Here is a 21,318-nt window from a genome sequence, read left to right on the forward strand (position 1 = left end):
TGGAAAAGGAATAAATTAAAGGTGGGGAAAATAATGAAAAAACTAAACGTATTATCGAGAATATCCGAATGTGGGGTAGTAGCTGTTGTAAGAGCAGATTCCAAGGAAGAAGCCATTAAAATATCAGAAGCATGTGTAGAAGGCGGCATTCAAGGGATTGAGGTTACCTTTACTGTACAAGGTGCTGATGAAGTAATCGAAGAATTAGTTTCTATTTATGGTGAAAATCATGATGTCGTCATTGGAGCCGGAACGGTTCTTGATGCAACGACAGCAAGGATCGCGATTCTTGCCGGTGCACAGTTTGTCGTTAGTCCGGCATTTGATGCAGATACAGCAAAACTATGTAATCTCTATCAAATACCATATATGCCGGGATGCATGACTATCACTGAAATGAAGCATGCGTTAGAAGCCGGGGTCGATATTGTTAAGCTATTTCCTGGAAATGCATTCGGTCCTGACTTTGTCACAGCTGTAAAAGCTCCTCTTCCACATGTGAACATTATGCCAACTGGCGGAGTCAACCTTGATAATGTGGATAAATGGATAAAAAATGGCTGTGTCGCTGTCGGTGTGGGTGGAAATTTAGTGGCACCAGCCAAACAAGGGAATTATGACAAAATTACTGAATATGCAAAGCAATATGTCCAAAAAGTACAAGAAGCAAGAGGGAACTACTGATGAAAAAAATAGTTACACTTGGTGAAATTATGCTTCGCTTTTCCGTAGAAAATGGTGAACGGCTTTTTCAAGCTGATCAGCTAAGGATGCATTATGGCGGTGCAGAAGCGAATGTAGCCATTTCACTTTCAAACCTTGGACATGACGTCTATTTTGTTAGTAAAGTACCGGAAAATCCATTGGGAATAGCTGTTGAGAGACATTTGAAATCTTACGATGTCCATACTGACTATCTGATTAAAGGCGGGGAACGGTTAGGTTCCTACTATTTGGAAACTGGAGTAGGACAAAGAAATTCCCAAGTGACGTATGACAGGAAGTACTCCAGTTTTTCGATGCTTAGACCAGATGAAATTGATTTTGATGAAGTTTTTTCAGGGGCGGAACTCTTTCATGTTACCGGAATCACCCCGGCACTATCCCCAGGCTTAAAGGAACTTACATTGCAAGCGCTAAAAAAAGCGAAGGAAAAAGGGGTTCTTACCAGCTTTGATTTTAATTACCGGGCAAAACTTTGGAGCCAGCAAGAAGCAGCAGATACGTTTAAAACATTACTTCCATTTGTTGATATATGCTCCTTCGGCGAATTGGATGCCGTTTATATTCTCGGCCTAGATCAAGCCGACCCTTCCTTGTTCAAAGAGGATAGATTGAGGTATTACTACTCAAAAATGATTGAATTGTATCCAAACATTCAGTCGATCAGTTCAACGTTCCGAACTATTATTTCTGCTTCAACTAATACTCTTCAAGGAAACTATTTCACTGGCGGGAAGTTATACCAATCAGAGATTTTCCAGATTGATCACATCGTTGATCGCGTAGGCGGCGGTGATGCATTTGCGGCAGGTATTTTACATGGAATCTTAGAAAATAAGCCTTCCCAGGAACTAATCACATTTGCGACAGCAGCATCTGTCTTAAAACATACAATACATGGTGATTGTAATGTGTTTTCAGTAGATGAGGTAGCTGCTTTTGCAAATAATGGCCCAGGGAAAATAGCCCGCTAAAAGTTGAAATCAATTGATCGAGGGACTATCGAAATGCCTATTTCACCGCTTTTGGTGGAGTAGGTTATTTATTTATGTTATCCAATCGATAATTAAATAGTTTACTATCGCATTAAATGAAAAATCATTTATTGGGTAAGAGTTCTGTTGCTCTGTTGACTTCAGTAACTTGCAGAAGTAAAATTTTGTATATAAGAATACTAAATAACAAAAGAATAAAGGGGTTTCATATTGAGTCTTAAAAGTATCACCACAAATGACAGAAAAACACTTGGAAAAAAAGCCTATACTAAAATCCGGGAAGAAATTATTACGTTAAACTTTAGGCCTGGGCAAATGTTATCGGAAAGTGAACTGGCTGCTACTTTAGGAGTAAGTCGTACGCCTGTTCGCGAAGCTTTTTTAATGCTTCTGCAAGAAGAATTACTTGAAATAATTCCACAGCGAGGTGCACGAGTTGCTTTAATATCAGTAAAGAAAGTGGAAGAAGCCAGGTTTGTAAGAGAAAGTTTGGAAATAAGTGCTTTCAAATCAGCAGCCAGAAACTGGAATTCTGATGATTTACGTCAAAAAGATATTGAAGCAAAAGCGATTGAATTAATTAAAAAACAACAAAAAGCCGCTTTAAGGGGAGAAAGTATAGAATTCTTGCAGTTGGATGAGATATTTCATCAACTTTTTTTGGAACTAGTTGAAAACCAAACATTAATTTCTGTTGTGTCACAAATGAGAGGTCATTTGAATCGGATGCGATACTTAGAGTTAAAGACACCAAACCATATGGAAAATGTGGTAAGTCAACATCAAAGTATTCTTAAAGCCGTTTTTTCCAATAACGAGGAGGAAACAGAGAAATTATTGCAGTACCATTTTAGCCATAAAAAAGACGAATTACCAGTAGTAATAGAAATGCATTCTGACTATTTTACTTCTTAACTAGACCTCATAGGGTACCTAATCATTTAACGAAAAAATCGACAGGCTGCACCTGTCGATTTTTTTTGGAACTTAATGTCTCTTTAAATGTTATACTGTTATTTTTACGGATTTCGTGTTAGTGCTGGGATACTTAATGGGACGAACAAAACGGATTACAGATAAGGAAGCAAAGATTGCCAATCCGCCTGCAAGTAAAAACGCAGATGTAAATGAACCGGATCTATCAACAAGGTATCCAGTTAAAGCCGGTCCTATAATTCCAGCTGTGTTCGCTAAAAAGTGCATAAATCCACCTACAGATCCAACACTGCTGCGCTCAACAACATCCTGGACGATTGCCCAGTATATTGCCCCTGTCAAATATAGGAAAAATACTGAAAACGCAACCAATGTTACCGCACTGACTGTTGTTGTTACAAGACCAGCCCCTCCGATACAAACAGCTGAAATAAATAGACAAGTTACAAGCACAACTTTTCTTGAGAACAATACACCTTTATTTGTGAATTTTTTGAAAACAAAATCTGAAACAAATCCGCCAGAGGCTAGTCCGATAAATCCGACAATCCATGGAATCATGGTTATAACACTCATTTCCTTAACATCCATGTGACGAGCATCTACCAAATAACTTGGAAACCAAGTTAAGAAGAAGAATAAAATGTAGTTATAGGAAAAGAATGCAAATGCTGTGAATAATACTGTTTTCTGTTTCAAATAAAAGGTTAATGGACGTTTTTGTTGTGGAACCTTGTTGTTTTTTACAACAGTTGACTTTTCCGCAGATGCAGCAGGTTTTTCTTTAACAAATTTCCACCAGAATATTGCCCAAACAAGACCTAAAACCATAATAAAAAGGAAGGATATCTTCCAGCTGAATGTAATGGCGATAAAACCTACAATTGGTCCGGAAATGGCTCCACCAAGAGGTGTTCCACTATTCGTCAAACCAACAGCAGACGCACGTTGGTCAGCTGGGAACCAGTTATTGACCATTTTACTGATTGTTGCCGAAAGCGGGCCCTCACCCATTCCAAATAAAACACGAATGACAATTAAACTTGTAAATCCAACGGCTAATGCAATCGCACCACTAAATAATGACCAAACGATCATGGCAACAAACAAAGTAAGTTTCGCACCGTATTTATCAGAAGCCATTCCCCCAATAAAGTTGAAAATGGCATATCCAACAGAAAAACTACTAAAAATGATTCCCATTTGTGTTGCTGATAATGATAAATCTTCCTTAATAAATGGAGCACCAATGGATAATGCAGAACGGTCTAAATAATTGATTACGCCAGCTATGAATAATAAAATCATTACAGGTAATTTATCTTTTGTGAACATTTTTGATAACATTCATTTACCCCCTAAAATTTTGTTAACGCTTTCTCGTAATATCTAAATCATTCCACTTATTCTTTTAAATGATTTTCTAATTTACTTGATCATGTGCAACTGATTCCTTATGGGAATCATTCGCATCCCCAGATCACCTTTTACACTTCAACAATAGCCTTAATTACCTTTGCCTCTGGAGTTAACCAGCCTTCAAATTGATTGATCAGCTCATCGAAGCTTGCACGATGTGTAATATACGATTCGATGTCCACTCCGCCATTTTGTATTGTCTTCACTACATATTCAAAATCTTCCCGTGTAGCATTGCGGCTTCCCATTAATGTAAGTTCTTTTTTATGGAAATCAGGGTCATCGAACAAAATATTACCCTTGGTTAAACCAACAAAGATTAATTTTCCGCCATGAGCTGGATAGTTAAACGCATCAGACATAGATTTAGCATTTCCTGTTGCATCAAATACAACTGTTGGCATTTCTCCATTAGTAATTTCCTTCAAATTCTCAATTGGGTTTTCCAAGGCGTTCACAGTATAATCCACACGGGCCCATTCACTGCAAAACGCTAAACGTTCTTCGTTTACATCCATTGCGATCACTTTTGCCCCTTCATGCTTAGCAAAAGCCATGACACCCAAACCAATAGGACCTGCACCGATTACTAAAACGAACTCTCCCTGCTTGAGTTCAGAACGTCTAATGGCATGTGCCCCAATACTTAAAGGTTCTATCATCGCAGACTGGTCCAGTGTCAGCCCTTCTGTTTTGACTAAATGATTGTAAGGGACTGTGATCCATTCACTCATTCCGCCTTCAATGTGGACACCCAACACTTTCATATCTGTACAGCAATTCGTTTTTCCATTTCTGCAGGCAATACATTCACCACATTCCATGTACGGAATGACTGATACTTGATCCCCTGCCTTTAAGCCAGCAGGGTTCTCACCGATCGATTCAATTTCACCAGAAAGTTCATGACCGAGTGTACGGGGATAGCTGAAAAAAGGCTGGTTTCCTCTGTACGCATGGTAATCAGTTCCGCAAATACCAATGCGGCGGATGCGGACTAAAGCTTCTCCCGTTTTAAGCTCAGGCCGTTCAACTTCAACCATTTTGAATTGATTCGGTTGTTCACATACAATACTTTTCATTGGGAATTACACTCCTTTAATTTAATAGATAATTTAAATCTATAATACTTCCTATTTTTAGAAATTTATTTATCTTATAGAATTACACCGTCTTTAAAAATACTAATTTCTTTAAAACCAAACCTCTCATTATTGGTTTCCTTTTCTCCTGATGCGAGGTCAAGAATATATTGGAATAAATCAACTTTCAGTTCATCCATGGTTTTTCTCTCAATCAACTGTCCAGCATTATAGTCAATCCAATTCTTTTTGCGGTTGGCTAAATCAGAATTTGTAGCTATCTTCACAGTTGGTACCGGTCCGCCAAATGGTGTTCCCCTTCCCGTCGTGAATAATACAATATGAGCCCCAGCTGCTGCTAATGCGGTAACAGAGACAAGATCATTTCCTGGTGCGTTGATTAAATTCAATCCAGGTTTTACTACGCGTTCACCATATGAACTTACATCAACAACGACAGCGTGTCCCCCTTTTTGTGTGCAGCCAAGGGATTTTTCCTCAAGTGTACTAATTCCACCTGCTTTATTTCCAGGTGAAGGGTTTTCATAAATTACCTGATCATGACGAATAAAATATTGTTTAAAATCATTAACTAAGTGAACAATCTTATTAAAGATCTCTTCATTTTCCGCTCGATTCATCAGGATTGTTTCTGCTCCAAACATCTCAGGAACTTCTGTCAAAATCGTTGTTCCACCATCTGCAACAATTAAGTCAGATACCGCTCCAACTAAGGGATTTGCTGTAATACCAGAAAACCCATCAGAGCCGCCGCATTTCAATCCTACTTTCAGCTTTGAAACAGGTACCGGCTGGCGTTTAAATTGTTCTGCATAAGCTACTAATTCTTCAATTAAACTTAAACCAGTCTCTAATTCATCTTCCACTTCCTGGGACTTCATGAACTTCATGCGATTTGGAGGATATTCACCAATAACCTCTTTAAAAGATTCAATTTGGTTATTTTCGCATCCCAACCCAACAATCAAGACACTTGCTGCATTTGGATGTTGGGCCAAAGCAGCTAATAGCTTTTGTGTATTAGACAAATCATCCCCTAATTGGGAACATCCAAATGGATGGGAGAAATGATAGATTCCATCAATTCCGCGATCCTTAAACTTTTCACTCGCCATTTTAGCAAGTACTTCACATGTTTTATTGATGCAGCCTACCGTATTGATAATCCAGATTTCATTTCGGATTCCAGCATCCCCGTTTTCACGAAGATATCCCTGGAATGTATGCTCCGATTCTTTCATTCCATTCTGTTGACTTAATGGTTGATACGAATATTCCAAAATACCTTGTAAACCAGTTTCTAAATTATGTGCATGGATCCATTCCCCTACGGAAATATCCCTTTTTGCCTTTCCAATCGAATATCCGAACTTAAGAACATCCTCTTTCTCTTTTACAGGCCGAACTAAAATTTTATGTCCTTTTGGAATATCCTCTAAAACATTGATATTTAGTATTTCATTTTCTTCCGTTTGAATCTGAATGTTTTCCCCTTTACCGATTTCTTGCAATGAAATAACAACGTCATCTTTTGCATTCAATTGAACTACATTATTCATTTCATTTCCTCCAACCTTTTTAATTGTTAGTACAATGTATTAACAATCGTTCGTCATATTAACGAACATATAACAAAAGAAAACCCTTTCAATTTCAATTCCCCTTCATCTTACCATCAATATTTGAAATGAAAATTACATTTTTTGCTTCATTTATACCTTTTTTTGATATAAGATACAATTGGGTGATGAGCTATATGAAAACGATAACAAAAATTTCAAACAGTAACTTACTGTTTCCTTTTTCTTTTATTTATCAAGATACTAAAAGTCCACAAAAAGAACTGGCTGACCATATTCACGATTATTATGAAATTGTTTATGTATATAGTGGAAAAGGGACTTTTTTCATCGATGATATTTTTTATGACATGAAACAAGGTGATGTATTCCTTATCCCGAACAATATCATTCATCGTGCCATGCCTGACAAGGCTGAACCTATAACATCGACCATTATTTTTTTCAGCCCAACATTAATTTATAATGTCTTACTTGATGATTCTTTCTCTTATTTAAATTTGTTTGATATGGCAAAAAAAAAGAAAACTTATAAAATATCCCTGGAACTGGAGAATCAACAGAAGACGGAAGAAAAACTCTTAAATATTTTTCAAGAAACGGTAAAAAATGAACTGGGATCTAGACATGCCTCATTGCTATTCGTTCATCAGATCATACTTGACTTATATCGTGCACAAATGGATAAAAAACAGCACTTAATCGAAGCGAATACCTATGGACCAGATTGGGTCAAAGAAATTTTAGTCTATATTAATCAAAATTTAAGTCATCAATTAGCCCTGACCGAACTTGCTAAAGAGGCCCTTGTCAGTACCTCTCATTTTAGTAGAGTATTTAAACAAATAACCGGAATGGGCTTGACCGTGTATATAAATAATAAAAGAGTCATTAAAGCCAAAGAACTTTTATTGGAAACGAATCATACAGTTTCCTTTATTGCCGAAGAGTGTGGATTTGAAAGCATGACCCATTTTCATAGAATCTTTAAAAAATATATGGATATGACTCCAGCTAATTATCGAAAAGAAAATAAAATGTTCCACACTCCTAACATATAAAAATCAAAACACCACAGGATCAAAATATCCTGTGGTGTTTTAGTATCAAAATAAGGTATAAATATAGCAAAAACTGTGATTTTTATTCCGTTTATTGATGATACAATATTTTTGTAAACATGTTAACGTTTTCATGGGGATTTAAGAGGAGGCTTTATAACATGCAAAAATTAACGAAGGAAACATGGGCTGATTACAGAGAATATCCGGAAAAGGTCATACAGTTTGGTGAGGGGAATTTTTTAAGGGCCTTTGTTGATTGGAAAATCGACAAAATGAATAAAGAAGCAAATTTTAATGGAAGTGTAGTAGTCGTTCAGCCAAGAGAACATGGAACGGTTCATAAATTAAATGAACAAGACGGGTTATACACACTTTACCTGCAAGGAATCAAGAACAAGCAAGCTGTTAGGGAGCATAGCGTGATCAATTGTATCAGCAGGGGAATTAACACGTATACAGATTACTCCCAGTATTTAGAGTTGGCAGAAAACCCTGAATTAAGATTTATCATTTCAAACACAACCGAGGCCGGAATTTATTTTGAGGAAAATGATAAATTGGACGATCAACCGCAGAAAAGTTATCCGGGGAGATTAACAGCTCTTTTATACCACCGATTTAAAGCATTCGAAGGCGATACAAACAAAGGATTTATCATTATTCCTTGTGAGTTAATTGATCGAAATGGCGAAAAACTGAAGAAAATCGTCCTTCAACATGCGCACACTTGGAATTTGGGAGAAGAATTTGTTCATTGGGTCCATGAAGCCAATACATTCTGCTGCAGCCTTGTCGATCGAATTGTTCCTGGTTATCCAAGAGATACCATTAATGAAATCACGGAAGAATTAGGATATCAAGATGATCTTGTTGTCGTAGGAGAACAATTCCACTCATGGGTCATTGAAGGTCCTGATTGGATTAAAGAGGAATTTCCAACTGATAAAGCAGGTCTTGATGTTAAATTTGTCAGCGATATGACTCCATATCGGACAAGTAAAGTTAGAATTCTAAATGGTGCCCATTCTGCCATGACTCCTGTCGCTTATTTATACGGATTAGAAACAGTGGGTGAAGCCGTTACAAATAAAATAACCAAGAAGTTTGTGGAAGAGTTAATTTATGAAGAAATTATTCCAGTTTTAGATTTGCCGGAACAAGAATTGAAGCTTTTTGCAGAAGCTGTGCTTGAAAGGTTTATGAATCCATTTGTAAATCACTATTTAACTAGTATTGCCTTAAACTCAATGTCTAAGTTTAAAACAAGGGATTTACCGTCCTTGCTTGAATATCTGGACAAGAAGAAGGAACTTCCCAAAAAATTAACCTTCTCCCTTAGCGCCTTAATCAGTTACTACAAGGGAAAAAGAGGGGAAGAAGAAATACAACTGCAGGATGATCAAGATATTTTAGATTTATATAAAGCCTTATGGGAAAACTATGGAAATACAGAGAGTGGTCTAAAACAAATTGTTACGTCTGTACTTGCATATGAAAAAGTTTGGGGTATGGACCTAAATAATGTGCCAATGTTAACAGAGGCTGTGACGAATTATCTCATTAAAATTGAAAATGATGGGATGAAAGAAGCTATTAAAGAGGTTACTAAATTGAATGCCACAATTGAATTTGACTGATCCTTTCCCATAATGGAACAATAATGTGCTTAGAATTTTCTTCGTAAGATGCACACCAAGCGATAAATAGCTGCGAAAATTTGAGCCTCTCGTTTGGTAAAGAGAGGTTCTTTTATATATTTAAAAAATTTTTAAAAAAGGATTATCTTCGTTTGAATTCTACCTTTTCGGAAATCATAAGATAAGGTTTCTGCTTATAAAAAAATCGTTTTATCTAAGGTAAAATTTCAAACAAGGAGATCAAAAAAATGAATGCGATTAATACGAATGATGCCTCTATAGAAAAAAAAGAAACGGTCATGAATAAAATTTTAGGAGCAATCAGTGGAAGTTTCGCGCCTATTTTAGGGGTACTTGCTGGATCTGGATTAATTTCAGCCTTATTATCCATTTTATCGACATTAGGATGGTTGTCTCCTAAAAGCGGAACCTTTGCCATACTTTCTGCAGCTGGACATGCTGTTTTTTATTTCTTCCCCGTTTTTCTAGGGATTACATTAGCCTTAAAACTGGGAGCCAACGGCTATGTTGGTGGTGCGATCGGTGCAGCACTTTTGGAACCGCATTATACGGGTTTAGTTGCAGCAAATGCTCAAAACGTAGATTTCTTAGGGATTCCGGTTATATTAGCAAATTATTCTTCAACCGTTTTTCCTATATTAATGGCTGTTTCCATACATTCCGTATTAGATAAGTTTTTGAAAAGAGTAATTTATAAAGACTTACAAATGTTTCTAAATCCACTTATCTCATTAATGGTGATTGTTCCTTTAACCGTACTCGTATTTGGTCCTTTTGGTACATATGTGGGCGGGGCCTTAGCAGTGGTTATCAAATTTTTAAGTTCAAAAAGTGGAATGTTAACTGGAGCGGTGATGGGAGCTGCGTGGTCATTCCTGACTATATTAGGCCTCCACTGGGCGATAATTCCAATATTTATTGCAAATCTTGCGACTGGCGGTGATCCGCTTAGTGCGATGATATCAGCAGCTCCTTTTGCTCAAATCGGGATGGGTCTTGGGGTGTTCTTTAAAACGAGAGATAAAAATTTGAAAACGCTAGCTGGATCAGGGCTTATCCCTAGTGCCTTGGCAGGTACAACAGAAATCATTACATACGGTATCCTAGTACGTTACAAACGAACGATGCTTTTTGTTGCAGTAGCCGGAGCAATTGGCGGAGCAATAAATGGGGCATTTGAAGTAAAAGGGACGGCATTCGCTCTCCCAAGTTTCTTGTCGATTCCTGTATTTACACCAATCGGACTATATTTAATGGGGACTTTAACGGCTTTAGTTATCGCTTTGGTTCTGACACTTGTATTTGGATATGAAGGGAAAAGCGATGCAGTCCCTGCCAAAACGGCGAAAGAATTTGGACTAGCGAATGTAAAGAGGGAAACCATTTTAAGTCCATTAAGCGGGGAAATTGTTCCATTAAGTGAAATTAGCGATCCGCTTTTTTCAACTGAGACGGTAGGTAAAGGAATTGCGATTGAACCCACAAACGGTGAAGTGATCTCACCCGTTGATGGAACGGTTACCACTCTATTTCCAACCGAGCATGCCATTGGGATTACATCAGAAGATGGGGCTGAAATCTTAATTTGTATTGGGGTTGATACCATTAATTTAAAAGGACAATTTTTCACTTCTCAAGTAAAACAATGGGATACAGTGAGAAAGGGCGACTTGCTAATTCAATTTGACATTGAAAAAATTAAAGCTGAAGGCTTTGATGTAAAAACTCCTGTAGTCATCACTAATACCAATCAATATGTTGATGTTGTCCCAGCTATAGATGGGAAAGTCCAGGCAAAAGATGAATTAATCAAGCTGGTTGTATAAATGAAAACCCGCTGATTGGAGTGTCCGCTAAGACAGTTCACATTTTTATTGAGACATATTAAGTAGGATTGTTGATAATAAAAAGAAGAAGCAGGGACCCGGGTAAGGGCCAGCCTATTTCTTTTCATAGCAGGTATTTAACAAATGTTTAAAAAAATGAATATCTGCTATATTACATAATTACATAACTTGCCAATTTTCTCTACTTCCACAGATACGATGTCTCCTGACTTCATGGGACAACTGCCAGCAGGTGAACCAGTAGCCAAAATATCACCTGGCTCAAGTGTCATAATTTGTGAAACCCAGCTGATAAGGAAAGGAATGGACAATGACATCTGGTTCGTATTACCATCTTGTACGACCTTGCCGTTTAAAGTTGTAACTATACGTAAATTGGTTGGATCTATACCTGTCACAAGACACGGACCCAACGGACCAAAAGTGTCAAAGCCTTTGCCGCGTGTAAACTGTGGATCTTTTTTAGTAAGATCTCTTGCTGTTACATCGTTAAATATCGTACAGCCAAATACATAATCCAAAGCTTCTTCTTCTTTAATGTTTTTTCCTCGTTTCCCAATAACTAGTGCCACTTCTCCCTCCATCTCCACCTGCTGGGTTAAATGACTTGGCGGAAGAATGATTTCTCCCCGGTCTGGAATCAAGGAAGTTCTAGGTTTTAAAAATAAAAAGGGTTCTTTGAGATTGGCCTGTCCACCTGTCTCTTTTGCGTGTGCAGCATATGTCCAGCCGAAATTAACCACTTTTGAAGGTTTTACAGGCTCTAGTATTTTCACATCATCATAGTTAACTCTTACACCATCAAATTTTAGTTCATTATCTACAATCTCAGTAAAAGTACTTGACAATTGTAAAATTTCGTCATCCTCAACAATTCCGTAATATATTCTACCGTTACGATTCTGATAACGAACGATTGTTTGTGTTCGTTGCAGCAATTGCAATGCCATTTCTTACACCTCATCTATAAATTGTAGTTCTTTCAATAAAGTTTTAAATCGCTACTAATGATGAACAAGGTTCAAGGTAAACCATCTCAGTTAGGATCTTATAGCCATGAATAGCATTAAAAGCCTCTATAGCTTCTTTTTCCGTATCATATTCATATATTTTCGAGTATATTCCATCTGAAAAGACAGTGATAACCCACATATAAAGTACCTCTCCTTTTTATCAGCTTTTGGTATTATACCGAGAAATCTAGCTTTAATGATAAAAAACAAGGCCGTGAAGGGTGTAAATTCCCAGCCTTGTCCGCTATTTAGTCCTGTTTATTTAGCCCACAAGCCAAAGAAAAAGCTTGCAAGCACAAGGATGATCGCTCCGCCCAGACGGGTAGCTAACTGAGCATAGGACATTAAGATCATTCTATTAGATGCGCCTAATATTTCAAGGTCACCTGATCCCCCGCGGTTAACGTGACATAGACCTCCGGCGATTGCTGACTCAATTTCATAGAATCCAACCACTTTCGCAAACAACCAACATCCAGCTACAGCTCCAGAAACTGTAAATAAAGAGATAACAGCCGTTTGAAGGGATAGTGCATGGACTAGTGCGCTAAAATCGGTATAAGTGATCCCAACACCTGCTAAAAAGACGAATAATAGTTTACCCATCATAAATTCATTCACCTTTTTCAACCCATTTTTTGCACGTTCTGGAATGATATTTAATGCGTTAGCAATGATTAATAGAATGACCATGTATGCATAGGGGTGAATCGAGAAAGCACCGATTTTTGGAAGTAATCCTACTCCCACGAAATTTGAAAGTGCATAGAAGGCAACGGCAATAAATAGCCCAAAAGCAGCGTCCTCCATTGTAGCAGTATTTTTTTCTTTTGCTTCCTGTTTCGTAACTTGGCCTTTAATTAATTCACCATTTCCTGTCCACTTTGGTACTTTCTTTCCAATGCCATTTAGTAGAGCTCCTACCATAATCGCGAAAATGTTACTAATCGTTAAGATTGTAATAGCAGAAGAGTACCAGATTTTAGGATCCTTTCCAGTAACTTCTCCCCAAATTTGGCTCATGGGAATGGCACCAGCACCATTTCCTCCGCCCATAATTGGTAAAGCATAGTTCATGATGACTTCCTTATAATCTACACCAACAATTAATCCACCAACAATGGCCAAGATAAAGGCAGAAAATGTACCAATGAGAACCATTGGGATAAATCCACCGATTGCTTTACCTAAAAAGTTTCTCTTAATAGAAAGAATGGAGCTTGTAATAATAACAGAAATAAAGAAGTCCAGCATACCCATTTCATCGAAAAGAGACTTTACCCCATCAGATACATCTGTCGTAATGACTCCTATAGAGACCAAATAGGAAGCGCCCAAGAAAGCAAGCAAAGAGCCGCCGCCAAGATAGTCCTTCCAAATTGGTAAGGTGTCGCCAACCTTTCCAAAGAAGAACCCAACAACAAATAGAACAAGGATATCCGTTGCAAAGTTTACAGGAAGGGATTTAGTCATTAAACTAAATGCTAAGATTACTGCACCCGCGAGCCAACCCCATAAAGGCAAACCATAAACGTTATAATTTATAAATCCTAATTTTGAAGAGACCTGTGGCATTACCTCTTCATATACTGGTACTTCTTTTCTAAGTCCCATAGATGTTCCTCCCAAGAATTGATTAAGAATAAAAATAGTAAAATAGTTGATCCTAGTTAATAGACACGACTGATAAAAAGAGAGTGAGATGATGCAATAATCAGCACAAACAAATGAATAAACGACTTTTTAGGACCGAATAATTTGAAATCGTTTACATTGAGTGTTTTAAAAAATCTCACTTTTTATTCTCCTTTCTTTTTATAAAATTATTAAGCTAGGTATAAAATAGCAATTTAAGTTTAAAAAGTGAATATTATAAAAATAAGAGTTAAAAAGATTATTATGGTGTATTTTGTACCTTTTGTTCATGATGAATAACAGAGAGAACAAGTGCGTAAAAAAAATAAAAGAATGGTTCATCAACCATTCTTTTAATCACGCATTCTATTTTTTTGTATAAATTCTTTCAGGACGTCCAACATCCCCGTAAGATAAATCCGCTCCGATTTGATCCTTTGCCACCAGGTATTCTAAATATCGACGGGCGGTAGGCCGGCTAATCCCAATTTTCTTGGCAAGCCTTTCTGCATTCAGACCTTCTTCAGATTGATTTAAAACTTCTGTTACTTTTTGTAATGTAATTTTATCAATTCCTTTTGGGAGATACGAATGGAGCTGTTCATTTTGTCTATTCATTAATTCGTCAATTTCTTCTTGGTTTACATTTTGATTTTCGCTTTGAATCTTTTTTAATTTATTGCGAAACTCTTGATATTTCTCAAGGGAATTTTTCAACCGTTCAAAGACTAAAGGCTTAACAATAAAATCAAAAACTCCACTGCGAAGAGCTTCTTTGACAGAACTAATTTCTCGGGAGGCAGTGATCATAATAACATCTGTTTCTTGAAATTGCTGGCGTATAACTTCCAGAAACTCCAATCCGTTCATATCGGGGAAATAAATATCTAACAGCACTAAGTCGGGACGGAGAATGGCTAACTGCTCTTTTGCCTCCTGTCCGTCTGTAGCTATACCAATGACTTGATAGCCAGGTGCTTTTTCCACCAGCCGGCGGTTAATTTCTGCAATTCGCACGTCATCTTCTATTATTAATACGGAAATTTCCTCACTTGGATATTGGTAAGCCATCTGGGATCCTCCTAAATATACTAAGATTTTGGAATAATAACGGTAAAAACAGACCCACCCTCAGGGTCAGGTATATAGGAAATATATCCATTTAATTTCTGAATGATTTTTTGAACTAAAAAGAGACCAACCCCGTGATTTTTCACCTTTTTAGTTGAAAAACCTCTTTCGAAGATTTTATCTTGAATTTCCGGTGCAATACCAACCCCCGAATCTTCCACTTCCAATAGTAAATCCTTTCCAAAATCAGAAAAGTAAATTTTAATGTTTTTTGCTTTCACTTCAGGTTTCATTACTGCCTCCATTGCATTATCAATGAGATTCCCTATAATGGTTGTCAAGCTCTCACGTTCAATCGATTCCGGAATTTCTTTGAAACTACTTTCCCGATCAATATCGAGATGTATTTTTAATTCATTCGCTTGATTTAACTTGCCAATAAGCAACCCGCCAATCATGACATCAGGAATTTCTTGTCTAATAAAGTTTACTAAGTTTTGATGAACATCAAATTCACGGGCAATGAAATCAATGGCTTCTTGGTAGGATTGAAGTTGTATTAGACCTGAAATCATATAAAGTTTGTTTGAATACTCATGTGTTTGGGCGCGTAAGGCTTCGGAATATTGTTTAATTTGCGACAGTTCTTGAGTAAGACGATATAGCTCTGATTTACTGCGGAAACTTGACACCCAGCCAGTTATATTCCCTTTTTCATCCCTTATTGGAAGATAATTTGCGATGAAGAATTCATCATTTAGAAAAAATTCCTTATCAAACACGGCTTTTCCATTTTCGATGATTTCTAATAAAGGAGAGTAAGGTGAAATTTCTAGGATGTTTTCTCCCAAAACCTTTTTTTCATTTGGCCATTGGAGCATGTGGATGGCCTTCTGATTAACCATTGTAATGGTTCCATCTAAATTTACTGCGACAATCCCTTCTTTGACTGATTCCAAAACAGCTTTATTTTCTTGGTATAAATGGGTGATTTCGTCCGGTTCGAGTCCAAGAATCGATCGCTTCATGCCGCGTGCAATAAGTAGTGCACCAATAATACCAACCAAAATAACACCGACAGAGATCAAAATAATTTTATTACGGTAATTATTTGTAATATCTTCAATATCTTTCATTGAAAAGCCCACTGCGACTATCCCGAGAATTTCCCCCTGTTGGCTGTAGATAGGGACGATTCCTCTCAAAGATGGACCTAATGAACCTTTTTCCTGTGAAATTACATACTTCCCTTTTAGTGCATTGTCATTATCCCTTCCCACCATGTTTTGCCCAATCCTTTCAGGAACCGGATGTGAATAGCGGATTTTATCACGGTTACCAACAACCACAAAATCGGCACCCGTTTGCTTTCGGACTTTTTCTGCTATCGGTTGAATAATATCCGAAGGATTTTTTTCGGAAAACGCTTCCCTAACTTCAGGAAAAGAAGCCACCGTTTCAGCAATTGACAAGACTCGATCTCCCAGTTGTTTGGTTAATGACTTGGAAATTAACGAATGAAAATAAAAGCTAAACACAAGGATAATTGGTAATAGTAAAGATAAAATTAATAAAGATAACTTCGTTTGTAACCGCATTCTTATCCCCTTCTGATGTTTTTTTGTTATGAACAAAATGTTCTTAATTCACCTAAATAATCTTATTGGCGCTTATTTATCAAATCTATATCTCTTAAATATTATGAGTTAGTATTAACGAAAAGCATAGAGGAAGATTTGAACATTTGTTGAAGGAGGTATGTATTGAACATATCATTTCAATCGTAAATAAATATGAAAGAAAAGGCTTGCAATTCGTCGGTACTGAGTAATATTTGTCGAGTACTCTGGAATTGAGCAATATTAATAATAATAATAATGGAGAATTGGAAAATGTGGTATGACAATTTTAGTAAACAAACCATAAATCTTCAACTACATACAGAAAGGCTTCAACTAGAGGAGTTCTTAAATAGGCAGAATTTAGCCCTCGATCGTGAGGTTGAATATTCAATTGCCTTAATTGATAGAGGGAAAATCGCAGCGACAGGATCACTGGGTGGAAGGGTCTTAAAATGCATTGCCGTTGATGAACAATATCAGAGCATGGGCCTTTCTTCTGCTATTGTCACGCATCTTATCGAGGAAGCCTGCTCGAGGGGAAGGACACACCTCTTTATCTATACCAAGCCAGAAAACAAGAATATATTTATAGACTTGGGCTTTTACCCAATTGCCGAGGTTTCATCAAAGGTGATCCTTATGGAAAATAGGCCGTATGGGGTTAAAAACTATCTGAATCAAATAATCAAGGAAAAAAGAGATTTTATACCTAAAAATGGGGATAAAAAAGGTATCGGGGCTGTTGTCGTTAATTGTAATCCTTTTACATTGGGCCATCAATATCTAATCGAGTACGCAGCATCCAAATGTCAACTGCTCCATGTCTTTGTTCTCGAGGAGGACAAATCAGTTTTTCCTGCTGCCATCCGATACAGGCTCGTTAAAGAAGGAGTCCAACATTTGCATAATGTCGTTCTTCATCAAGGAAAGGACTATATAATATCCGATGCCACTTTCCCATCATACTTTATGAAAGAATTTCAGGATATAGTGGAAACCCATGCAAAGCTAGACTTGGAACTATTTACACGTTATATTGCTCCATCACTTGGAATTGAAAAACGATTTGTTGGTCAGGAACCATGCTGCAAAGTTACAGCAGTCTATAACGACCTCATGCAAGAGATTCTCCCTGCACACGGCATAGAGGTTCAGGTGCTCCCGAGGCTTCAAAACGATGGACATCCAATCAGTGCCTCTAGAGTGCGGAAGTTAATCTGTGAAGGAAGACTTTCTGAAGTGAAACATCTGGTACCTGAAACAACGTATAGATTTCTATTAGCGCCTGAGGCTGCAGGGATTTTCCAAAAGCACCAGGCAGTTTGAAAAAAGATATTAATAGGAGGTTGATAAAAATGTTGAGTTTAATAGAAAGAGTAGAGATTAAGGAAGTAGCCATGGCAGGAACACTTGAGTCAAGCGATATCACTATCCACATTGAGAAAAACGAAGACAAGGGAATTATACTGGAACTGAAAAGCACTGTCGAAAACCAATTTGGCAAGCAAATCAAAAAAGTTATTTTAGAAACACTGCAAGAACTTGGGGTGGAGGATGCGGTTGTCGTTGCGAAAGATAAAGGGGCTTTAGATTGTACGATTCGTGCCAGAGTAAGGACGGCAGTAAGCAGGGCTACCCATCATGATTGTTTTCCATGGGGGGTGAAATAAATGGGCAGACTAAGAAGAAGTATGTTATATGTGCCGGGTAACAATCCAGGTATGATCAGGGATGCAAATATCTATGGAGCAGACTCCATCATGTTTGACCTAGAAGATTCTGTTTCTGTCAATGAAAAAGATTCAGCAAGATTATTAGTCTATCAAGCACTCAAAACAATGGATTATGGAAGGACGGAAATCCTTGTACGCGTTAATGGCTTAGACACTCCTTATGGCAGAGACGACTTTGAAGCGATTGTCAGAGCAAAACCTGATGCCATCCGTCTTCCTAAAACTGAAAAACCGGAAGATTTAGTGGAAGCGGATCAATTAATTACGCAAATCGAGAGAGAAGCTGGAATGGAATATGGAACCATCAAGCTAATGGCAGCTATTGAAAGTGCGCTAGGGGTTATTAACGCCTATCAAATTGCAACAGCTAGTAAGCGATTAATTGGGATCGCAATTGGTGCGGAGGATTTTGTAACAGATTTAAAAACGACAAGATCGAAAGAGGGAATTGAATTGCTGGCTGCACGAAGCCAAGTCCTCTTTGCTGCAAGGGCTGCCGGTATAGATGCCCTCGATACTGTTTTTTCTGATGTGGATGATGAGGAAGGTTTTATCCAAGAGGTCAAACTTGTTAAACAGTTGGGATTTGACGGAAAATCGCTTATTAACCCGCGCCAAATTAATATGGTGCATGATATCTATTCGCCAACTGAAGCAGAAATTAGGAAATCCATTGCTGTGATTGAGGCAGCGAAAGAAGCGGAGACAAAGGGGTCGGGTGTTATCAGCTTAAACGGTAAAATGATTGATAAGCCAATAGTCGAAAGAGCGTACAGAGTACTTGAACTAGCTAAGGCAGTTAATAGAGTCAGCGTTGAGGAGATGTTAGAATATGTATAATTCAATTGGTCGTAATATACCAGAAGAGATTTTTGGACTCGGAATTCTACCACTGTTCAATTCTAATGGATTGGTAAAAAATACTCAGCTATCCAAAGAACGATTTAGAAATTCAGATCGCAATAAAATCCTTGACTCCCTGGAAGCATCAATCAGAGAAACGGGCTTAAAAGATGGAATGACGATCTCCTTTCATCACCACTTCCGAAATGGAGATTATATCGTAAATATGGTGCTCCATACTATTGCAAGAATGGGAATTAAGGACCTTACCATCGCACCAAGTTCTCTTACAGATATCCATGCATCGTTAATTAACCATATTAAAAATGGAGTGATCCGGAGGATTGAGACCAGTGGACTAAGAGGTGAGTTGGCTGAGGCGATTTCGCACGGCTTAATGAACATTCCAGTTGTAATCAATTCCCATGGCGGCAGGGCAAGAGCGATTGCCTCAGGAGAATTACCGATTGATGTTGCCTTTTTAGGCGTCCCATCATGCGATCCTGCTGGTAATGCTAATGGATATTCTAGGGATAATTCAGCCGTATCTGAATGCGGCTCTTTGGGATATGCAAAGGTTGATGCCCAGTTTGCTAAACAAGTAGTTTTAATAACTGATAATTTGGTTGAATATCCAAATACACCATTTGGTATTCCAGAATCACAGGTGGATTATATCGTTGTAGTAGATTCCATCGGTGACCCGAAAGGAATTATGTCGGGGGCAACCCGCTTTACCAAAAACCCTAAGGATCTGTTGATCGCTCAGAATGCTGCTGATGTGATTGTCGCTTCAGGCTATTTCGAGAATGGATTTTCGCTGCAAACCGGATCTGGTGGAGCTTCTCTGGCTGCTACAAGATTTCTAAGAGAAAAGATGATTGAGAGAAATATCAAAGCAAGCTTTGCATTGGGCGGAATTACCGGACAAATGGTTGACCTTCATGAGGAAGGGTTGATAAAAAAACTATTGGATGTACAAGGCTTTGATTTGAAAGCCGTTGCTTCGCTTAAAAATAACCGCTTCCACCAGCAAATTGATGCAGAGTATTATGCGAGTCCTGATAACCAAGGAAGTGCGGTTAACCAACTAGATGTAACCGTTTTAAGTGCATTAGAAATCGACCTTGATTTTAATGTGAATGTTATCACAGGATCTGACGGAGTGATACGCGGAGCATCAGGCGGGCACTGTGATTCAGCTGCAGGAGCAGCCTGCTCAATTATTGTTGCGCCGCTGATCAGGGGCAGAATGCCATCCATTCTTGACAGGGTGCACACGGTCGTAACCCCAGGATGTTCGATCGATGTGCTGGTTACAGAACAAGGGATTGCAGTTAATCCTCTCAGACAGGATTTGTATAATAACCTTAAAAAAGCAAACCTGCCTGTTGTTTCCATTGAAGAGCTCAAGGCAAAGGCCAATCAAATTGTTGGAAGACCTGAACCTATCAAGGTTGAAGACAAAATTGTCGGTGTGGTTAAGTATAGGGATGGTTCTATCATAGATGTCATTCATCAAGTGAAGAAGGATTCTAGGAAATGACTAGAGGCAAAGAAATTACACTTGAGCAAATATTAGAGGCTCGCGAATATAGAGCTGCCCATCAGAAGGAATTAATAGAGAAATACAGGCTCCCTTTAGTATCCCTCACAGTCAATATACCAGGTCCAGTCAAGAAAACACCTGAGAGCAGCATTATATTTCTAGAGGGATGCAATGCATTAGTTAAAAAATTAAAAAAGGCTGCCATCTATCTGGAATATTTTGAAACCAACAGGCCCATTACGGGATATGAGGCCTATTTTGTTGTAAAAACAGATGAACGGACGTTAAAAGTTTATATGCTTGAGATTGAGAACGAGCATCCGCTGGGGCGGTTGTTTGATCTAGATGTAATCGGATCGGATGGAGTGCCCATTTCCAGGGAGGACTTTGGTCATTTAAAACGGAAATGCCTGCTCTGTGACGAGGATGCTCATAGCTGCGGCCGGAGCAGAAAGCATACAATAGAGGCGGTAACGCAAAAGATCCAAAGTATGGTAGATTCTTATTTATAAACTTGTATCTTAAGT

At 38.0% G+C, this 21,318-nt stretch carries 19 protein-coding genes; 11 read left to right on the plus strand and 8 right to left on the minus strand.

Annotated features, from left to right (window positions below; all coding sequences use genetic code 11):
* Positions 1-33: 33 nt before the first annotated feature.
* From J7E66_RS00395 to J7E66_RS00405, 3 genes are all read left to right on the plus strand, one after another.
* Positions 34-684 carry a bifunctional 4-hydroxy-2-oxoglutarate aldolase/2-dehydro-3-deoxy-phosphogluconate aldolase gene (locus J7E66_RS00395; RefSeq protein ID WP_214997505.1) on the plus strand — a complete coding sequence of 217 codons (651 nt, stop codon included), beginning with the start codon at positions 34-36 and terminating at the stop codon, positions 682-684.
* A complete protein-coding gene (locus J7E66_RS00400; protein ID WP_214997506.1) occupies positions 684-1,697 on the plus strand; it encodes a sugar kinase in 1,014 nt (337 codons plus the stop codon). Before J7E66_RS00395 ends, J7E66_RS00400 begins: the two co-directional genes overlap by 1 nt.
* Before the next feature lie 231 nt (positions 1,698-1,928).
* Positions 1,929-2,633: a GntR family transcriptional regulator gene (locus tag J7E66_RS00405; protein ID WP_214997507.1), complete on the plus strand. Its 705-nt coding sequence runs from the start codon at positions 1,929-1,931 to the stop codon at positions 2,631-2,633.
* 90 nt (positions 2,634-2,723) lie between these two features.
* Here J7E66_RS00405 and J7E66_RS00410 read toward each other — a convergent pair whose 3' ends face one another.
* From J7E66_RS00410 to J7E66_RS00420, 3 genes are all read right to left on the minus strand, one after another.
* Positions 2,724-3,989: an MFS transporter gene (locus tag J7E66_RS00410; protein ID WP_214997543.1), complete on the minus strand. Its 1,266-nt coding sequence runs from the start codon at positions 3,987-3,989 to the stop codon at positions 2,724-2,726.
* A gap of 152 nt (positions 3,990-4,141) precedes the next feature.
* Positions 4,142-5,155 carry a zinc-binding alcohol dehydrogenase family protein gene (locus J7E66_RS00415; protein WP_214997508.1) on the minus strand — a complete coding sequence of 338 codons (1,014 nt, stop codon included), beginning with the start codon at positions 5,153-5,155 and terminating at the stop codon, positions 4,142-4,144.
* 74 nt (positions 5,156-5,229) lie between these two features.
* Positions 5,230-6,735 carry a UxaA family hydrolase gene (locus tag J7E66_RS00420; RefSeq protein ID WP_214997509.1) on the minus strand — a complete coding sequence of 502 codons (1,506 nt, stop codon included), beginning with the start codon at positions 6,733-6,735 and terminating at the stop codon, positions 5,230-5,232.
* Between the two features lie 197 nt (positions 6,736-6,932).
* On the opposite strand from J7E66_RS00420, the gene J7E66_RS00425 reads away from it, so the two are divergent.
* The 3 genes from J7E66_RS00425 to J7E66_RS00435 all read left to right on the plus strand — a co-directional run bounded on the left by J7E66_RS00425 (position 6,933) and on the right by J7E66_RS00435 (position 11,304).
* Positions 6,933-7,817, plus strand: a complete 885-nt coding sequence (locus tag J7E66_RS00425; protein WP_214997510.1) for an AraC family transcriptional regulator — start codon at positions 6,933-6,935, stop codon at positions 7,815-7,817.
* Between the two features lie 161 nt (positions 7,818-7,978).
* The gene (locus tag J7E66_RS00430; RefSeq protein WP_214997511.1) at positions 7,979-9,457 is read left to right on the plus strand and encodes a tagaturonate reductase; all 1,479 of its coding nucleotides are present in this window, start codon (positions 7,979-7,981) and stop codon (positions 9,455-9,457) included.
* A 248-nt stretch (positions 9,458-9,705) separates the two neighbouring features.
* Complete coding sequence (locus J7E66_RS00435) at positions 9,706-11,304, plus strand: glucose PTS transporter subunit IIA (RefSeq protein ID WP_214997512.1); 1,599 nt, start codon at positions 9,706-9,708, stop codon at positions 11,302-11,304.
* 167 nt (positions 11,305-11,471) lie between these two features.
* On the opposite strand, the gene J7E66_RS00440 is transcribed toward J7E66_RS00435, so the two are convergent.
* The 5 genes from J7E66_RS00440 to J7E66_RS00460 form a co-directional block, all read right to left on the minus strand.
* Positions 11,472-12,275, minus strand: a complete 804-nt coding sequence (locus J7E66_RS00440) for a fumarylacetoacetate hydrolase family protein (protein ID WP_214997513.1) — start codon at positions 12,273-12,275, stop codon at positions 11,472-11,474.
* Between the two features lie 43 nt (positions 12,276-12,318).
* Entirely contained in the window at positions 12,319-12,477 is a 159-nt protein-coding gene (locus J7E66_RS00445; protein ID WP_214997514.1) for an RNA-binding protein, read from the minus strand.
* Positions 12,478-12,596: 119 nt separating this feature from the next.
* Positions 12,597-13,952, minus strand: coding sequence for a 2-hydroxycarboxylate transporter family protein (locus J7E66_RS00450; RefSeq protein ID WP_214997515.1), 1,356 nt, complete (start codon positions 13,950-13,952; stop codon positions 12,597-12,599).
* 387 nt (positions 13,953-14,339) lie between these two features.
* Positions 14,340-15,044, minus strand: a complete 705-nt coding sequence (locus J7E66_RS00455; RefSeq protein ID WP_214997516.1) for a response regulator — start codon at positions 15,042-15,044, stop codon at positions 14,340-14,342.
* 20 nt (positions 15,045-15,064) lie between these two features.
* Entirely contained in the window at positions 15,065-16,642 is a 1,578-nt protein-coding gene (locus tag J7E66_RS00460) for an ATP-binding protein (RefSeq protein ID WP_214997517.1), read from the minus strand.
* A 294-nt stretch (positions 16,643-16,936) separates the two neighbouring features.
* On the opposite strand from J7E66_RS00460, the gene citC reads away from it, so the two are divergent.
* Genes citC through citX form a run of 5 tightly spaced genes read left to right on the plus strand, consistent with a single transcriptional unit; the run spans position 16,937 to position 21,303 of the window.
* Positions 16,937-17,992 carry a [citrate (pro-3S)-lyase] ligase gene (citC, locus tag J7E66_RS00465; RefSeq protein ID WP_251032675.1) on the plus strand — a complete coding sequence of 352 codons (1,056 nt, stop codon included), beginning with the start codon at positions 16,937-16,939 and terminating at the stop codon, positions 17,990-17,992.
* 29 nt (positions 17,993-18,021) lie between these two features.
* Positions 18,022-18,336 carry a citrate lyase acyl carrier protein gene (citD, locus tag J7E66_RS00470; RefSeq protein ID WP_214997519.1) on the plus strand — a complete coding sequence of 105 codons (315 nt, stop codon included), beginning with the start codon at positions 18,022-18,024 and terminating at the stop codon, positions 18,334-18,336.
* The gene (citE, locus tag J7E66_RS00475; RefSeq protein WP_214997520.1) at positions 18,337-19,239 is read left to right on the plus strand and encodes a citrate (pro-3S)-lyase subunit beta; all 903 of its coding nucleotides are present in this window, start codon (positions 18,337-18,339) and stop codon (positions 19,237-19,239) included.
* A complete protein-coding gene (gene citF, locus J7E66_RS00480) occupies positions 19,232-20,788 on the plus strand; it encodes a citrate lyase subunit alpha (RefSeq protein ID WP_214997521.1) in 1,557 nt (518 codons plus the stop codon). Before citE ends, citF begins: the two co-directional genes overlap by 8 nt.
* Positions 20,785-21,303, plus strand: a complete 519-nt coding sequence (citX, locus tag J7E66_RS00485; protein ID WP_214997522.1) for a citrate lyase holo-[acyl-carrier protein] synthase — start codon at positions 20,785-20,787, stop codon at positions 21,301-21,303. The genes citF and citX overlap by 4 nt, the downstream gene beginning before the upstream one ends.
* Positions 21,304-21,318 lie beyond the last annotated feature (15 nt).

Source organism: Bacillus sp. ISL-7 (assembly GCF_018613065.1).

Excerpts from the sequence above, each read along its gene's own strand:
- J7E66_RS00460 (WP_214997517.1), bottom strand. The coding sequence starts at position 16,642 with ATGCGGTTACAAACGAAGTTATCTTTATTAATTTTATCTTTACTATTA.
- J7E66_RS00395 (WP_214997505.1), top strand. The coding sequence starts at position 34 with ATGAAAAAACTAAACGTATTATCGAGAATATCCGAATGTGGGGTAGTA.
- citC (WP_251032675.1), top strand. The coding sequence starts at position 16,937 with ATGTGGTATGACAATTTTAGTAAACAAACCATAAATCTTCAACTACAT.
- J7E66_RS00455 (WP_214997516.1), bottom strand. The coding sequence starts at position 15,044 with ATGGCTTACCAATATCCAAGTGAGGAAATTTCCGTATTAATAATAGAA.
- J7E66_RS00400 (WP_214997506.1), top strand. The coding sequence starts at position 684 with ATGAAAAAAATAGTTACACTTGGTGAAATTATGCTTCGCTTTTCCGTA.
- J7E66_RS00420 (WP_214997509.1), bottom strand. The coding sequence starts at position 6,735 with ATGAATAATGTAGTTCAATTGAATGCAAAAGATGACGTTGTTATTTCA.
- J7E66_RS00415 (WP_214997508.1), bottom strand. The coding sequence starts at position 5,155 with ATGAAAAGTATTGTATGTGAACAACCGAATCAATTCAAAATGGTTGAA.
- J7E66_RS00410 (WP_214997543.1), bottom strand. The coding sequence starts at position 3,989 with ATGTTCACAAAAGATAAATTACCTGTAATGATTTTATTATTCATAGCT.
- J7E66_RS00425 (WP_214997510.1), top strand. The coding sequence starts at position 6,933 with ATGAAAACGATAACAAAAATTTCAAACAGTAACTTACTGTTTCCTTTT.
- citF (WP_214997521.1), top strand. The coding sequence starts at position 19,232 with ATGTATAATTCAATTGGTCGTAATATACCAGAAGAGATTTTTGGACTC.
- citE (WP_214997520.1), top strand. The coding sequence starts at position 18,337 with ATGGGCAGACTAAGAAGAAGTATGTTATATGTGCCGGGTAACAATCCA.
- J7E66_RS00440 (WP_214997513.1), bottom strand. The coding sequence starts at position 12,275 with ATGGCATTGCAATTGCTGCAACGAACACAAACAATCGTTCGTTATCAG.
- J7E66_RS00450 (WP_214997515.1), bottom strand. The coding sequence starts at position 13,952 with ATGGGACTTAGAAAAGAAGTACCAGTATATGAAGAGGTAATGCCACAG.
- J7E66_RS00435 (WP_214997512.1), top strand. The coding sequence starts at position 9,706 with ATGAATGCGATTAATACGAATGATGCCTCTATAGAAAAAAAAGAAACG.
- J7E66_RS00445 (WP_214997514.1), bottom strand. The coding sequence starts at position 12,477 with ATGTGGGTTATCACTGTCTTTTCAGATGGAATATACTCGAAAATATAT.
- citD (WP_214997519.1), top strand. The coding sequence starts at position 18,022 with ATGTTGAGTTTAATAGAAAGAGTAGAGATTAAGGAAGTAGCCATGGCA.
- J7E66_RS00430 (WP_214997511.1), top strand. The coding sequence starts at position 7,979 with ATGCAAAAATTAACGAAGGAAACATGGGCTGATTACAGAGAATATCCG.
- citX (WP_214997522.1), top strand. The coding sequence starts at position 20,785 with ATGACTAGAGGCAAAGAAATTACACTTGAGCAAATATTAGAGGCTCGC.